Source organism: Paraburkholderia caledonica NBRC 102488 (assembly GCF_000685095.1).
Taxonomy (GTDB): Bacteria; Pseudomonadota; Gammaproteobacteria; order Burkholderiales; family Burkholderiaceae; genus Paraburkholderia; species Paraburkholderia caledonica.
This window is the reverse complement of sequence record NZ_BAYE01000008.1, coordinates 36,250-51,090: the sequence shown is the minus strand read 5'-3', so window position 1 is coordinate 51,090 and position 14,841 is coordinate 36,250. Positions and strand designations below refer to the sequence as shown.

Sequence of the window (14,841 nt, the reverse complement as noted above, 5' to 3'; positions counted from 1 at the left end):
CTCGTGCCGTGCGCCAATTGAGTTTGTTTTGCGACGGAGATGAATGCCTCGACTTCAGGCATTCATTCGTCATTCAGGGGGTGAACGCAATAGTCCGCGCAAGCTTCGCAAAGCTATTCGGCGCCGGGAGGCATATCGCTAATGCGATGTTCCCGGAGCCGCCAGTTTCTTGACGTCGGAGTGCCAGTGCAGGCGGGGTAGCGATCTGGTCGACCGCTTGAAGGAAGAGTTGCTTACGCTGAAACGAATATCAGATGTTGCCGTCATGATAACGGCGAAAGAGTTCGTCTGAACTCCATTTGCGAGGCGCAGGCATTTCGCGGCCTGTTTCGCCGCGCTAAATATGCGTCAACCGCGTGTATCGACCCACTCGTGCGCCCAACGCGCGGAGTGCTGCAATGCCTGCTCTTCGTCGGTGAAGTAGTCGAGCGAATAAAACTGGTAAAGCCCTTCAGCGCGTGCGCTGTCGGCGCGCTCGAGCAAAAGGTTGGACGAGAATGTACCGTCGGGCAAGCGATGCGCCGATGGTTTGATGGCATAGCCGTTGTAAAGGTGAATTTGTTGGTTTTGCATTTTATATTTTAATAATGTGCGAGTGCGCCTGCCGTGCGAACTCCTATTGAGTCGCGCGGACGAGTCGATTCAAAGCCATTGCGAGCCGAATCAGAACGCAGTCGGAAAGCTAAAGAGGGCGTTCAAGCCGAGGGGAGAATGAGGAGCAACGAGGCGATTGGCGCTTGAGCGAGCTGCCTGATATATGCAACTCAAAAGCGATTTGCGCCAACTGTGGGAGACAAAGCTCCGCGAGGATGTCGCTGCAGCCCGATGTCCGTTGCCGGACACCGAGCCCTTCAAACTAGCTTACAGCGGCGTGATGTTGGCCGCTTGCAGACCCTTCGGGCCTTGCTTCGTTTCGAAGCTCACCTTCTGATTTTCAGCGAGCGTCTTGAAGCCGTTGCCACTGATTTCGGAGAAGTGCGCGAACAGGTCGTCGCCGCCCTTGTCCGGGGTGATGAAGCCAAAGCCTTTGCTGTCGTTGAACCACTTAACGGTACCGGTATCCATGAAGAATCCTTGAGGAAATAAAATTGAAAATGTGCTCTGTTAAGGAGCGTTAGAAGCGTCAAGGAGGGAGAGGACAACGAATACCGCTGAGAGAGCGAGACATTGATGAACAGCAATCGAACTTCTTGAACTTCGGGTGCCACATTAACCGCTCCGGCACAGCAGCGTCAACAGTTATCTTGTAACTGTCCTTCCGGGCGGCTCCACTGAGTTGCGCGAAGGCGCCGCAATGCGACCCCGTTAGCGGCTTGCCAATCCCTTCACTTCGTCGCCGCGACCATCAGAACGCGGCTGACGCGAGGATGGTTTAGATGCCGACCTTGTGCGCGGTCACAATCAGACGCAAGCCAAGCGCTGCCACTGCGCTTGCGGCGACACGATCGATCCACGCCTTCCATTGCAAGTAGATCTCGCGCGGACGCCTGCTCGAAAAGCACAGCGCGACGACCGTGTACCAGCCTGCTTCGATCGCGAAGATCGCGGGCGGTAATGCAAAGTAGCACCACATCGGCGGATGTTGCGGCAACAGCGCCGCGAAGATACTGCCGTAATAGACCGCCGTCTTCGGATTGCTCAGTTGGGTACTAAGGCCGATCCAGAAAGATTTGCGCGGATTCGTGGTAACGGTTTGCGTGGCGTCGAACGCGAGCGGTTTGGCGGCGCCGCGCCAGATCTTCGAGGCCAGATAGATCAGATAAAGGCCGCCGGCTACTTTGAGCCCGATGTAAAGCCATTCGACGGTGGCGAGCAACGTATATAAGCCGAGCAGCGCAATGCCGCTAAAGAAGACCCCGCCAATGCCCATGCCGAGCGCCGTCGCAAGACCGTCGCCGCGAGACAGACCGATCGCATTGCGCGCGACGATGACAAAGCTCGGTCCCGGACTCATTGCGCCTAATAACAGCGCGGCGAGAATGGTGAGAATAGCGGTCGATGCTGGCATGGCAGTGTCTCCGTCGGTTGCATATGAATAGCGCGTTTTGTCCAAACATAGCATGAGAGCGCTGGCTCTCATCTAACAAGCAGTACGAGCAGTGTAAAGACATACGCATTCGCTGCAAGCAACATTATGCGAATGCTAGAATCGGCTTCGATATGTTGACGCTGCCTTAGAACACTGAGGCAGGCGGACGCAATTCCTGCTATCGCGACGAATTCCGCTTCATACAGGCGCCTTTGATCGTGCAAGCGATCTTCCATGATATCTACGAGTCGTTGTTGACTGTGCGCCAATTCCGTTCTCCGAATAACCGGCGCACGCGGCACAGAACCTGAAGTTGCATGCCATACCGCCCACAAACTCCTACATTTGCTTTTGGTTCTTCTGCCTGGCTCCGTTATATCGCGATATTTGGCCTCTTGTGGCTGAGCGTCGGATGGACATTTGGCGCGACTCACGAGTCTCCACGGCATTCTTCGCTTAGCTATTCGCGTAAGGTGAGAAAAGTCACGACTGGCGAGACGCGGCGGCGCGTCACACGCAGGCGCAAGCATGTCACCGACGACGAGCGTTCACAGCACGCGAGCAAGCTCACGCCCAAGTCGCGCCGTCAGGCATCGCGCACCGCACGCGAGCCGCGCGCTTCCAGACACCCTGCCAAACTGGCTGCGCATCGCAACCGGCGGCCTGCGTCGGCCGCACGCGTAATCGCTAATGCAACGCTTTCGGCTCGTACGAAGCATGCGGGCCTTCGTCTTTTGCCTCGTTGCGGATATACGCCCAGGTCGCGCGCATTGCTACGGTCGCGTTCAGTCTTCGTTGTCGATGAAAGAACGCACACGGTGCTCACCGAAAAGCAGGCCGATCGCGTCATGCCAATTGCTTCGATATCCAAACTAATGACGGCCGTCGTGTCGCTCGATGCAAGGCGCTCACTGAATGAGCCGCTCAACGTTACTGTTCAGGATCAGGACTTCGACAAGTTCACAGGATCACGGCTTAGCGTTGGTTCGGTGCTGCCGCGCGATGACATGCTGCATATCGCGCTGATGTCGTCGGAGAATCGCGCTGCCGCGGCGTTGAGCCGCGATTACTCGGGTGGCCGGCCGAGCTTTGTCGCCGCGATGAATGCAAAGGCGCGCGCACTCGGCATGCGGCACACGCGGTTCGTAAATGGCACGGGGCTGTCACCGCAAAACGTATCGACGGCGCGAGATCTTGCTCGCCTCGTGGCTGCCGCTAGCCGCTATCCGCTGATCCGCGCTTATTCGACCGACCGGGACCAGTTAGTGTTTCCCGGCGGCCCGCGCACGCGGCTGAATTATCACAACTCGAATGCGCTCGTGCGGGGCGGCGACCGGTCGATTGTGTTGCAGAAAACAGGGTTCATTAACGAAGCGGGGCACTGCGTCGTCGTGCGAATGATCGTGCATGGCAGGCCGACCGACATTGTCGTGCTGGGTGCGCCAGGCCCGCGCGATCATATCGCGGACGTGATCACGATTCGCCGCTGGCTGCGTTGCTCATTGCACTGACTAATGACTCATGCCCGCACTTCTGCAGGCGCAAAAAAAGCCCGCGCAAGGCGGGCTCAACTACTCGGAGTTTCGCGATCCAGTCGCTAGACGGATCACTTTCAGTCTAGGTGAAAGCTTTGCGAAAGTGTAGGAGATTCGCGTTACAGGTCGAAAAAAACCGTTTCCTTGTCGCCTTGCATATAGATGTCGAAGCGATACACGTTGGCGGTGTTCGGCTCGCGGCGCGCGATCAGGGTTTCACTCCTGTCGGCCGGAACCGCCGCCAGCACGGAGTCGCGCTCGTTGGCTTGCGCTTCGTCCTCGAAATAAATGCGCGTGAACGTGTGAAGCAGCATGCCGCGCATCGTCACGATGACGTTTAAATGGGGCGCCTCGTCGGGGCTCACGCGGCCCGGTTTCACCGTCTCGACAACAAAGCGCTTTTGCGGGTCCGTGCCCGTGCCGACGCGTGCAAAGCCGCGAAAGCCGGTCTTGAGAATTTCCTCGCGCGATTCCGGATAATGACCGTCGGCATCGACTTGGGACACTTCCAGCATGGCGTCGCCGATCACTTTGCCGTCGCCGTCGAACACCTGTCCCACGATCGTGATGTGCTCGCCCGCCGCTTCGCGGTCGGCCACCACTGGGGTGAACAGGCTCTTGAAGTCGAAATCATATTGCTGCGGGCACAGGCCGTACGCGAAATACGGTCCCACCGTCTGCGAGGGCGTTTGCTTAAGAGTGGTCATGGCTTAGCGCTCCATCGGAGTTTCGTTACGGCCGCGCAGCACGATGTCGAAGTCGTAGCCGAGCGCGTAGGCCTCTTGCGTGGTATCGAGCGAAAATTTCGCAATCAGACGATCACGGGCCTGCTCAGGCGTGCCCTGGAAAATCGGATCAAACGCCAGCAGCGGGTCGCCGGGAAAATACATCTGCGTGACGAGGCGCGAGCCGAAATGCTCGCCAAACAGCGAGAAGTGAATGTGATTCGGGCGCCACGCGTTCGGATGATTGCCCCACGGATATGCGCCCGGCTTGATCGTCAGAAAACGATAGCGGCCTTCGTTGTCCGTGATGCAGCGCCCCGCCCCCAGGAAGTTCGGATCGAGCGGCGCGTCGTGCTGATCCATTTTATGCACGTAGCGGCCGGCCGCATTCGCCTGCCAGATTTCCACGAGCGTATTGCGCACCGGGCGTCCGCCCTCGTCCAGCACACGTCCCGTCACGATGATGCGTTCGCCAAGCGGTTCGCCGTTACGGACCGCGTTGCGCGTCAGATCGCTGTCGAGCGCGCCGAGGTCTTCGGTGCCGTAGACGGGCACGCGCTGATCGCGCAGCTTCTCCTTCAGCGGAATCAGCGGACGTGTCGGGCCGCGTTTAACCGAGGAACCGTAACCGGGATAGATGTATTCGGGATGCGACGCGAAATCGCGCGCGCTGAGAAAGGAATCGTCCATCAGTGTCTCCTTCGGGATTTGTGGGATACGGCTTATCAACGGACTTTATCCAAACTGGACGGTTATGAAAAATGACGTTTTGGCGCTTTTCGTATAACCTTCCGTTATGCAACGCAGTCTCGCGGACAGCCGCGTCAAATTCCGTCATCTACAGTGCTTTCTGGCCGTGGCCCAATTCGGCAGCGTCCAGCGGGCCGCTGACAGCCTTTCGATTACGCAGCCGGCCGTCTCGAAGACGGTCGCGGAACTCGAAACCATTCTGGGCGTAAAACTCTTTGAGCGCGGCCGCCATGGAGCCGTGCCGACGCGGGAGGGGCAACTCTTCATGCCCCATGCGAGCGCCTGCGTCAGTGCGTTGCGGCAGGGCGTCGATCTGCTCGCGCGCGCGGAAGGCGCGGCCGCGGCCACGCTCGAAGTCGGGATTCTGCCGACCGTCGCGGCTGCACTGATACCGCCCGTGCTCAAGCGTTTCGCGTCTCTCTGGCCGCGCGTGATCGTGCGCCTTGCGACCGGCGCAAATCCCGAATTGCTCGAGCGCCTGAAAGCGGGCACGATCGAATTTGCCATCGGGCGACTAGCCGATCCCGAACGAATGGTGGGGCTCAGCTTCGAGCAGTTGTTCACCGAACCGCTGATTGCGGTCGTGCGCGCGGGGCATCCGCTCGATGCAGCGCCCGGTTTGCCTTCGGCCGCATTGCAGGGTTTCCCCGTCGTGTTGCCGCCGTTCGGAACGCTGATCCGGCAGTCGGCTGAAAGTTTGTTGAGCGCGTGGGGTGTGCCGCCGCTGTCGGCGTTCGTGGAAGTGTTGTCGGTCTCGACCGGCCGTGCGCTGACGCTCGAGAACGACGCCGTGTGGTTTGTGCCGCTCAGCGCGGTGGAGTACGAACTGGCGCACGGCATGCTTGTGCGTCTTCCGTTGCCGTTCGCGGGCACTGGCGAGCCGGTTGGCTTGATCCGGCGCTCGGACACGCAGCCGTCAGCAGTGGGAAGGGCTTTTATCGACGCTGTGCGGGAAGTTGCTCAGTTGCGAATGGCGGCTAGCGCAAGCAGGCCCGCGCGTAACGCTGCACGCAAGCGTGTGCGCCGCACAACGCCGACAACTTGATGTACAAAGCGCAGCGAACGGTGCTACGCGATTAGCTGCGCGTGGACCGGGCCGCGGCTCTGTGAACCAGTCAGTACAAAATGAAGTTGCGAACGTCACGCTAGCCGGTGTACAAACACGTTGCAAAAGCCGTCGCCGACCGCGCGATGCAGCGCCACCCTACGCAGCTACTGTCGCGCTGCGAGTCGAGACGGGTTGCACAGATATCGGAAACACTGGAAACAGCGTCGTAAGACGTACAAGGAGATTGCCATGCCTAGCGACTTGCCCACTCCAGACGCCGCGCTTCGCGCCGTGTCGGCGCCTGAGCACAATCCGCTCGGCACAGCCGGACTGGAATTCGTGGAGTTTGCCTCGCGCGATCCGCAGGCGCTGGGCGAGACCTTCACCAAGCTCGGCTTCAAGGCAATCGCACGCCACATCAGCAAGGACGTCACTCTGTTCCGGCAGGGCGAAATGAATTTTCTGATCAACGCGGAGCCTGATTCATTTGCTGCGCGCTATGCTGAAGAGTACGGCGCGGGCATTTGCGCGATCGGCATTCGTGTGGCCGACGCGCAACGCGCTTTCGACCGCGCGATCGAACTCGGCGCGTGGGCGTTCGAAGGCGAGAGGATTGGCGCCGGCGAGTTGCTGATCCCAGCAATTCAAGGCATTGGCGATTCGCATATCTATTTTGTCGACCGTTGGCGTGGACGCGGCGGGCAACGCGGCGGCCTTGGCGATATCTCGATCTTCGACATCGACTTCCGTCCGATCCAGATCGACACTGCGCACGCGGACCTTAGCCATGCAGGCACGGGCCTCGTCGCTGTGGATCATCTGACGCAAACGGTCGGCGAGGGTCGCATGCAGGAATGGCTCGACTTCTACCGCGACTTGCTCAACTTCCGCGAGATTCATGAGCTGCACGCGAACTGGCATGTGTCGGCCGAATCGCGCGTAATGGTGTCGCCGTGCGGCGCGATCCGTATCCCGCTGTATGAGGAGGGCACGCGCCGGACGGACCTGATGCACGAGTATTTGCCGGATCATCCCGGCGAGGGCGTGCAGCACTTGGCGCTTGCCACGGACGATATTTTCGCGTGCGTCGAGCAGTTGATCGCAAACGGCGTGGAATTCGTCGAGCCGCCTCCGCGCTATTACGAGCAGCTGGACGCGCGGTTGCCCGGACACGGCCTCGGCGTCGAGCGGCTAAAGCGCACGCACGTTCTGGTGGATGGCGAGATCGGCCCGGACGGTGTGCCGCTGCTGTTTTTTCAGACCTTCGTGCGTCGCGGTGCCGGCGAGATTTTCTTCGAGATCGTGCAACGCCAGGGACATCATGGATTCGGCGAGGGGAACCTCAGCGCGCTCGCGCGGGCGCGCGAGCAAGCCGGCGCCTGAGGTCAGATTTCGCGCTGCTTCTTCGGCGACTCGTTGACGGCCGGTGCTTGCGGAATGTCGGCGCTGGTCGCCATCCATAGTACTTCGGCATCCTCTTCACTTGTCGAGACCGCGGCGTGGCCGGTGCGGCTGTCGAAGTACAGGCTGTCGCCGGCGTTCAGATGTGTCGGGGCGTACAGCTCCGAGTGAAGGCACACGCTGCCGCTGATCACGTACAAAAACTCTTCGCCTTCATGGCGCCCCCAGTCGTCGAACGCGTCCAGCGTGTGCGCCGAGATGCGGATTCGGAACGGCAGCATCGCTTTGTGCGCGAGGTCAGTCGCAAGCAACTCCATCTGATAGCCGCGATACGCGTGACGCTGCCCTTCGCCTTTGCGCGTCAGCGCGCGACGTCCGCTTGCGCTCACTTTGGGCATCGATCCGAACAACTCCCCGATTTCGATCTTCAACCCGAGAACGATCTTTTGCAGGACGTCGAACGTGGGGGACATGAGGCCGTTTTCCACTTTCGATAGGGTCGAGCGAGAAACGCCGCAAAGGCGGCTCGCCGTTTCGAGCGTCAAAACCTGCGACTGGCGGGCAGCGCGGACGCGACGGCCAAGATCGGTCGTCGAGGGTTCAGCGGGCTTGGTGATCTGGGTGTCCATGGGGTCTGCTGCTTTCGTTGCTACCTGAGCGGTGGATTTCTGTTTCCGATAATAACATTCAGCGCGGATCGTGAAGTTTGCGCCGCGGCTGCCGATTCGGCTGTCGGCGCAATGCGGATGGTGGTTGCACTTTCTGATTGGAAACAGGGAGTGAGCGCTCGTTCAGCGCTTAATGCGCTCCGCTCCGCAGCATTTCGGCCGTTATTGCCAAAAAGCTGTTTAAAAGCCCTTCGATGACATAAAACTGACTCAGCGCGATTTGATGTGCCGTCGTCATGTGCATTAACTTAGGTTAAAACACGCATGCGTGGATTGATTTATTACTCCAATGTATTACGATGCTCAAACTAAAAATAGCATCAAGAAGATAACCCTCATGTCGCAGGATCGGAAGAAACGCCAATCGGGGAATAAGGCACGCAGAAGGCCCTTGGGCAAAGCGCAGTTGTTGCCGCACACGGCCGCGTACGTGCGTGAACAGTCGCTCTGCTGGCATCTGGCGTTGGCTGCTTTCAAAACCGGGAAGGGTAATGGGGATTTGCTCGCCAAAATCGTCAAGGCGCTTTATCTCGCCTGGTACCTTCAGGAGGCAGGTTTTGGTGCGGTGGAGCGCGAGGTTTATCTCGAGGCAGAACGTATTCTCGATGTCGCAGCTTCGTGCGCAAGTCAGGGTGTTTGGGTTATCGAAAGCGCGAATTGTCCGCCTATTATCCAAATTCTCGATCTACATGAACGGCAATTGCTTTGTGCGCCTGTGTTTGCTGTCACTGAGGCTGAATCATGCGTCGTGCGTTTTGGCAAAAGCGAGAAAAGGGCGCCGTGGTGATGCAGTCCGGTAAATTGCACAGTTCTTCGCGACAATCCATCAGCTCGGAGCGAACATGACGCCCACCGCTGACCTTGGCGCACCGCTTGCTCATACAGTGCAGACCCCAAATGCACGGAGCGCGGAAATGGCGAACAACAATTCAGACGAAATGGACGACCAGGGCAACGCTTCGAAGGCCACCGGAGCTTCAGGGGGCGGCTCGTTCGGTAATCAGCGCGGCGCACCAGTCACAGGTGGCGCGCCCGAGAACGGACAGAGAGGCGAAGGCGAGGTGCACCCTGCGCCAGACACCAATCCGCGAGCCAATCGCGGCCACGAGGCAACCGAGGGGAAGGACAACGAGCAGGACAAGGCATAAGCCAAAGCACAGGCGGAGCGTTGACGGCGGTATGCATAGCAACACGGTCGGTGGCGTTGCCGCGCAGCCAGGCAACTCCCGGATAGATGACAGCGCCCGGCCGTACGGTTAGACGTCGAGCGATAGCAACTGCCGCGGTACAACGCGCGGTTCGTGACGACGGTGTGCGGACGTAATGGGTGCTGCAAACCTCGAACGGGGGGCAACAATGACGGACTTCGACGCATGGCCACAATTCGATTCCCGACGACGACCCTGAACGATTCTGGCCAACACGAGTTGGCACGCTGACACGTGGCCCGACGCAAAGCTCCGCTCTTTGCGAAGCAACGAAGGGTAGATCCGCACTAGAAAGTCGACGGTCATTGGGACGGGCAGTCTTCCCGATCGCCTGGGAGACGTCTATGAACCGCAACAAGTGCCTGCACAAATGTGCGCTGTCCTGGCGCCGGGTGGTGTCGACCGGCCTGCTTGCCATCTTCTGTATTGCCTGTAGCGGCGGCTCGGGCGGCGACTCCAGCACAAGCAGTTCGAGCGGCGGGACCGGGTCCGGCGGAACGGGCACCGGCGGGACCGGCTCGGGTGGTTCGGGTGGGTCGGGCTCCGGTGCAACGTCTTCTGCGAGCGACGTTCTGACGTATCACAACGACCTCGCCCGTACAGGACAGTACCTTGCAGAGACGACGCTGACGCCCGCCAACGTTACCCCGACCGGATTTGGCAAGGTTGCCTTCCTCGCGGCAGACGGCAAGGTGGATGCTCAACCGCTCTACGTTAGCAATCTCCCCATTGGCGGCACGGCGCACAACGTCGTCTATGTCGTGACCGAGCACGCCAGCGTTTACGCATTCGACGCCGACACCAATACGCAGCTGTGGCAGCGCTCCCTGCTTGGCTCCGGTGAGACGACGAGCGACGATCGTCATTGCGGCCAGATCACACCGGAAATCGGCATCACGTCCACGCCGGTTATCGACCGCACGCGCGGCACAGCGGGCGTCCTGTACGCGGTCGCAATGAGTAAGGATGCGAGCGGAGGCATTCATCAGCGCCTGCATGCAATAGATCTCGTGACAGGATCGGAGACGCTCGGTGGTCCTACCGAGATCACGGCCACCTACCCTGGAACGGGCGCGAACAGCAGCAACGGTGTCACCGCTTTCGATCCTCAGCAATACGCGGAGCGCCAGGCGCTAACCCTCGTCAACGGCAATGTCTATCTTGCATGGACGTCGCACTGCGACCAGGGCACTTACGGCGGTTGGGTGATCGCCTACAGCGCGGATACGCTTTCGCAGACCAGCGCGCTGAACCTCACTCCAAACGGAAGTGAAGGCTCGGTCTGGATGAGCGGTGCGGGTATGGCATCCGACGGCGCATTCCTGTACCTCCTCGACGCGAACGGCACCTTCGACGCAACGCTGAATGCGCAGGGTTTTCCCATTGCAGGCGACTATGGGAACGCCTTCCTTAAGCTGTCGACCTCGCCGAGGCTCGGTGTGGCCGACTATTTCGCGACTTTCGACACTGTCGTGCAATCAGCGAGGGACGCAGATCTCGGATCGGGAGGCGCGTTGGTACTACCGGACCAGGCTGATGCAAGCGGCACGACCCGGCATCTCGCCCTGGGAGCCGGCAAGGATTCGAAGATCTACGTGGTTAATCGCGATGCGATGGGCAAGTTCAACACGAGCGCCAACCAGATCTGGCAGGAGATCGACGGGCAACTGCCAGGAGGCGTTTTCGGCATGCCCGCCTATTACAACCATGTCGTATATTTCGGCTCCGTGGGCGACAATCTCAAGGCATTCCCGGTGACCGCTGCGCTCCTGGCAACGACTCCCGCATCGCACAGTCCGGGCACTTTCCCTTACCCAGGTGCAACGCCTAGCGTTTCGGCGAATGGCTCGTCGAACGGGATTGTCTGGGCCGCCGAGAACGGCGCCGTTGGCGCGCTGCATGCCTTTAACGCCAGCGATCTGAGCCAGGAACTCTACAACAGTAACCAGTCCGGTCCGCGAGACACATTCGGCGCGGGAAACAAGTTCATTACGCCAATGATCGCGCACGGGCACGTGTACGTGGGCACGACCAACGGCGTGGCGGTGTTCGGTTTGCTGAAATAGGAAAGAAGCTGAAGCTCGCGGCGTCCGGCAAGCGCGGCGAGCATCAACTGCCGATCACCCTCTTTGCCTTTCTTTTCCTGACTCCGGGCTCGACTCCCACGCGCAGATCTCGCCGCTTAACCGCGTCGACAACAGCGCGAGCGACCTGCTCGAATTCCTCCTCCCGCTGTGACAAATAAAGCCATTTGCCGAGCATGGGATGCGGGGCGAGCTGCACAAACTCGTCAGTGAGATCTGCATGCCGATCACGCGACGTGCACACCAGCAGTCCATTCCAGGGCTCCTCGCCGTCGCCGACCGCAAGGCAGAGTAAGCCATCTACATAAGCCGCTTCGAAGCCGAATAAGCGCTTCCTCAGAAAGCCGGGATCGTCCTCGAAAGGTTCGAAGATCCACAGCAAAGAATTCTTAACGGATGAACCCATGACCGCTCCTGTTAGCGAGCGATCATCTTAAAGCGAAGAGACTGCACAGAGGGGCGCACAGTCCCACAACGCCTTGCGCGTTAGCAACCCAGGCCGGCAACCGGCCACAGCGCAAAAGCGCAACGCTCACTTAGCCGACGCGGCAGCCCCTGCTTGCGACGAACCCGTCGCCGTAGGACCGTAGCCGGTGGTATCGCTTTGAGCGATCGCATTTTGCGCAGCAATGCGAGCTTCGGCTGCTTGAATGTCCGCGGGATAAGTCGCATCAACAGCAACGGCCGGGTTGTATCCCGCCTGCTCGATCTGCTTCAACTGAGCCTTGACTTCCGCGCGCGTGAGCGGCTGCTCCGACTGTGCAAACGAGACAACTGGCACGGCCAGAACAACAACCAGTGCGACTGCTTTGATAAGCGATTTCATGATGCTTCCCTCCGGGAATGATGTTCTCCGGTGCCGCAGCGGATCCTCGGCACCATTCGCGGATTCTAGGAAGCCCTTATTCCAGGGAAAACCCCCAATGCTGTAATTCACTCTTGCAGCAAATGACAAGTCGGCGTGCTGTAATGGATGGCGTAAACAATGAAGGCACTTCGTCAAACGCCGTGGCGCACGTCGACCTTGTACGCGGTGACTTGCCGGTAGGTATCTCCTGCCCGAACGATTACATCGCTCTGTTCCGCCGGCATGTTCACCTGGTTCGGAAAACCGCCTGCTTCGAGGCAAAGCCCTGCATGTGCCTGATAAACCACGCCGCCGCGACCCGCGTCTCCTTTCAACCAGTTGCCGCTGTAAAACTGCAAGCCACGCTGGTCGGTTGACACGGTCAATTCCCGTCCGCTCCCCGGATCGTAAAGACACGCGACTTCGCGCATATGGCCGGCTTGATTGGCGCCACCGGCCGTATCGCGCAGCACGTAGCAATGATCGAAGCCGCCCGCTTGCACGAGTTGTCCGTGCGGCCAGTCGAGGCGGGCGCCAATCGGCGCGCTCTGCCGGAAGTCGAATGCATTGCCCGCTACGTCCGCGAGCCTGCATGGAATCATTGCTGCATCGACTTCGAAGAATTGATCGGCGTCGATCGACAGCATGTGTCCGCGAATATCCGCGCCTGCGCGGCCAGTCAGATTGAAGTACGCATGACTTGTCAGATTCAGCGGCGTGGCGGCGTCGGTAATGGCTTCGTATTCGATGGTCAACGTGCCGTCGTCGTCGAGCGTGTAGCGCACTTGCGTGGTCACGTTGCCTGGAAAGCCCGCGTCGCCTTCCGGCGACTCGAGCCGCATGAGCAGCGATCCGTTGTCCTCGCTGACATCCCACATCGCACGATGGAAACCTACGCTTCCTCCGTGCAGCAGGTTCGCGCCCTCGTTGCGGTCGAGCGTGTACCCGATGCCATCGAGCGTAAAACGGGCGTCGGCAATGCGGTTCGCCCAGCGGCCGATCAGCCCGCCCATATAGGTCGTGGCCGCGACGTAATCGGCCGGCGTGTCATGCCCGAGCAGAATATCGCCGAGGCGTCCGGTGCGATCCGGCGCATGCCACGAAACGAGCGTCGCGCCCAGGTCGCTGATGGCGATCTTCATGCCGTGCGCGTTGCGCAGCGTGAAGAGCCGTACCGGATCGCCGCCATTGAGCGCGCCCCACGGCTCGGATGAAAGTTGTGCGATGCTGATCATGTCGTCGATAAAAATTTGAGAATTAAAGGCATGCTCAGCCTGGCGTGGAAGCCTGAGTCGAGTTCACGCGATCCTGGTACTCACGCGGCGTGCAACCGAGTTCACGCCGGAAAACCGCATACATGTATTGCAGCGACGTGAAGCCGCAACGTATCGCCACTTCCGCACTCGATGCATCGCGCTTCGCAAGCAGCGCCTTCGCGACATCGAGTTTATGGCGCAGGATTTCCTGATGCACGGTGCATTTGCGTTCGCGTCGAAAGTACTCTTCCAGCGACGAGCGCGACACGCCCACATAATCGGCCACCTGTTCGGTGCGAATGCCCTGGCACGCGTACTGACGGATGAAATGCCGCGCGCGCATCACATACGGACTCGCGAGCGGTTCGTGTCGTGTCGACTCGAGCACGTTGATCCCGACGGGCGGCACGAGAATGCGCCGCCCAGGAAAGCGCGCACCGCGCAGCATCTGATGCAAAAGGTGAGCGGCGGTGCGCCCCATTTCTTCGGTGCCCTGTATCACGGAGGAAAGCGGAATGCGTGTGAGCGTCCGCGTTAGCGGGTCGTTGTCGATGCCGATAATCGCGACTTCTTCCGGTACCGGAATGCCCGCGATCAAGCACGCTTGCAGCAGATGGCGCGCGCGGGCATCGGTCACGGCGATAATGCCGACGGGCTTCGGCAACTCGCGCAGCCACGCAGTCAGTTGTTCGGTCGCCTGGTTCCATGAAGGCGCGCTGGTGGACAGTCCGCGATAAATCTCGCCTTGGATCTGCTCGGCGCTGTGTCCGTCCGTGCTGCGAAGATGAGCGAACGAAAGTTCGCGCTGCTGCGCCCAGCGGTTCTCTTGCGCTTGCGGCAAGCTGTAAAGCGCAAAGTGTTCGAGCCCGGCGCCAATTAAATGCGTGTAAGCCAGTGAAACGAGCTTGCTGTTATCGGTCGCGATATAGGGTAAATCCGGGGGATACTGTGACGGGTCTTCGAACGACGATCCCACCGCGACGACCGGCAATGGGCAGTCGCGCAATGCTTCACTCACGGCAGGATCGTCGAAATCCGCAATGATTCCGTCGCCGTCAAAGCGCTCTATACCCGTCAAGCGACAACGAAAATCTTCTTCCAGAAAGAGGTCCCACGCCACGCGTGTGGACAGCAGGTAGTTACCAATGCCGGTAATGATCTCGCGATCGTAGACCTTGTTCGCGTTGAACAGCAGCGCGATCCGATGGGTCGTCTGTGGAGTTTGCGGACGGGTCATGGCGGTGCTGGGCATGCGGATAATTAAACCCGCAAAGCCTTCGTCTCCTATGT

General features: G+C 59.8%; 16 protein-coding genes. 6 read left to right on the top strand and 10 right to left on the bottom strand.

Translation table 11 applies throughout. The features are described 5' to 3' along the window. Positions 1-348: 348 nt before the first annotated feature. From BCA01S_RS17845 to BCA01S_RS17835, 3 genes are all read right to left on the bottom strand, one after another. Positions 349-573, bottom strand: coding sequence for a hypothetical protein (locus BCA01S_RS17845; RefSeq protein ID WP_020068912.1), 225 nt, complete (start codon positions 571-573; stop codon positions 349-351). 288 nt (positions 574-861) lie between these two features. Continuing rightward, positions 862-1,065 carry a cold-shock protein gene (locus BCA01S_RS17840; RefSeq protein ID WP_006047703.1) on the bottom strand — a complete coding sequence of 68 codons (204 nt, stop codon included), beginning with the start codon at positions 1,063-1,065 and terminating at the stop codon, positions 862-864. Between the two features lie 307 nt (positions 1,066-1,372). Further along, positions 1,373-2,008, bottom strand: coding sequence for a LysE family translocator (locus tag BCA01S_RS17835; protein ID WP_027778068.1), 636 nt, complete (start codon positions 2,006-2,008; stop codon positions 1,373-1,375). Between the two features lie 338 nt (positions 2,009-2,346). Between BCA01S_RS17835 and BCA01S_RS17825 the strand changes: the two genes are divergently transcribed. Continuing rightward, positions 2,347-3,540 (top strand): serine hydrolase, encoded by a 1,194-nt coding sequence (locus tag BCA01S_RS17825; protein WP_027778066.1) that lies wholly within the window; start codon positions 2,347-2,349, stop codon positions 3,538-3,540. Positions 3,541-3,683: 143 nt separating this feature from the next. Here the strand turns inward: BCA01S_RS17825 and pcaG are convergent, their stop codons facing one another. After that, positions 3,684-4,271, bottom strand: a complete 588-nt coding sequence (gene pcaG / locus BCA01S_RS17820; RefSeq protein ID WP_027778065.1) for a protocatechuate 3,4-dioxygenase subunit alpha — start codon at positions 4,269-4,271, stop codon at positions 3,684-3,686. Between the two features lie 3 nt (positions 4,272-4,274). Continuing rightward, positions 4,275-4,979, bottom strand: a complete 705-nt coding sequence (gene pcaH, locus BCA01S_RS17815; protein ID WP_020068917.1) for a protocatechuate 3,4-dioxygenase subunit beta — start codon at positions 4,977-4,979, stop codon at positions 4,275-4,277. Positions 4,980-5,085: 106 nt separating this feature from the next. Here pcaH and pcaQ point away from each other — a divergent pair, with 106 nt between their 5' ends. Together pcaQ and BCA01S_RS17805 are read left to right on the top strand one after the other, a co-directional pair. Then, a complete protein-coding gene (gene pcaQ, locus BCA01S_RS17810; protein WP_027778064.1) occupies positions 5,086-6,084 on the top strand; it encodes a pca operon transcription factor PcaQ in 999 nt (332 codons plus the stop codon). 252 nt (positions 6,085-6,336) lie between these two features. Further along, the gene (locus BCA01S_RS17805; protein ID WP_027778063.1) at positions 6,337-7,470 is read left to right on the top strand and encodes a 4-hydroxyphenylpyruvate dioxygenase family protein; all 1,134 of its coding nucleotides are present in this window, start codon (positions 6,337-6,339) and stop codon (positions 7,468-7,470) included. A 2-nt stretch (positions 7,471-7,472) separates the two neighbouring features. On the opposite strand, the gene BCA01S_RS17800 is transcribed toward BCA01S_RS17805, so the two are convergent. Next, a complete protein-coding gene (locus BCA01S_RS17800) occupies positions 7,473-8,117 on the bottom strand; it encodes a helix-turn-helix domain-containing protein (protein WP_027778062.1) in 645 nt (214 codons plus the stop codon). A 328-nt stretch (positions 8,118-8,445) separates the two neighbouring features. Between BCA01S_RS17800 and BCA01S_RS17790 the strand changes: the two genes are divergently transcribed. From BCA01S_RS17790 to BCA01S_RS17780, 3 genes are all read left to right on the top strand, one after another. Then, entirely contained in the window at positions 8,446-8,943 is a 498-nt protein-coding gene (locus BCA01S_RS17790; RefSeq protein WP_244146045.1) for a hypothetical protein, read from the top strand. 127 nt (positions 8,944-9,070) lie between these two features. Further along, positions 9,071-9,304, top strand: a complete 234-nt coding sequence (locus BCA01S_RS17785; RefSeq protein WP_027778060.1) for a hypothetical protein — start codon at positions 9,071-9,073, stop codon at positions 9,302-9,304. A 404-nt stretch (positions 9,305-9,708) separates the two neighbouring features. Further along, positions 9,709-11,430 (top strand): PQQ-binding-like beta-propeller repeat protein, encoded by a 1,722-nt coding sequence (locus BCA01S_RS17780; RefSeq protein ID WP_027778059.1) that lies wholly within the window; start codon positions 9,709-9,711, stop codon positions 11,428-11,430. A gap of 43 nt (positions 11,431-11,473) precedes the next feature. On the opposite strand, the gene BCA01S_RS17775 is transcribed toward BCA01S_RS17780, so the two are convergent. From BCA01S_RS17775 to BCA01S_RS17760, 4 genes are all read right to left on the bottom strand, one after another. Continuing rightward, entirely contained in the window at positions 11,474-11,854 is a 381-nt protein-coding gene (locus tag BCA01S_RS17775) for a hypothetical protein (protein ID WP_027778058.1), read from the bottom strand. Positions 11,855-11,980: 126 nt separating this feature from the next. Further along, entirely contained in the window at positions 11,981-12,274 is a 294-nt protein-coding gene (locus tag BCA01S_RS17770) for a DUF4148 domain-containing protein (protein ID WP_027778057.1), read from the bottom strand. A gap of 173 nt (positions 12,275-12,447) precedes the next feature. After that, positions 12,448-13,530, bottom strand: coding sequence for an aldose epimerase family protein (locus BCA01S_RS17765; RefSeq protein ID WP_027778056.1), 1,083 nt, complete (start codon positions 13,528-13,530; stop codon positions 12,448-12,450). A 34-nt stretch (positions 13,531-13,564) separates the two neighbouring features. Further along, positions 13,565-14,788 (bottom strand): XylR family transcriptional regulator, encoded by a 1,224-nt coding sequence (locus BCA01S_RS17760; RefSeq protein ID WP_027778055.1) that lies wholly within the window; start codon positions 14,786-14,788, stop codon positions 13,565-13,567. Between the last annotated feature and the right edge of the window lie 53 nt (positions 14,789-14,841).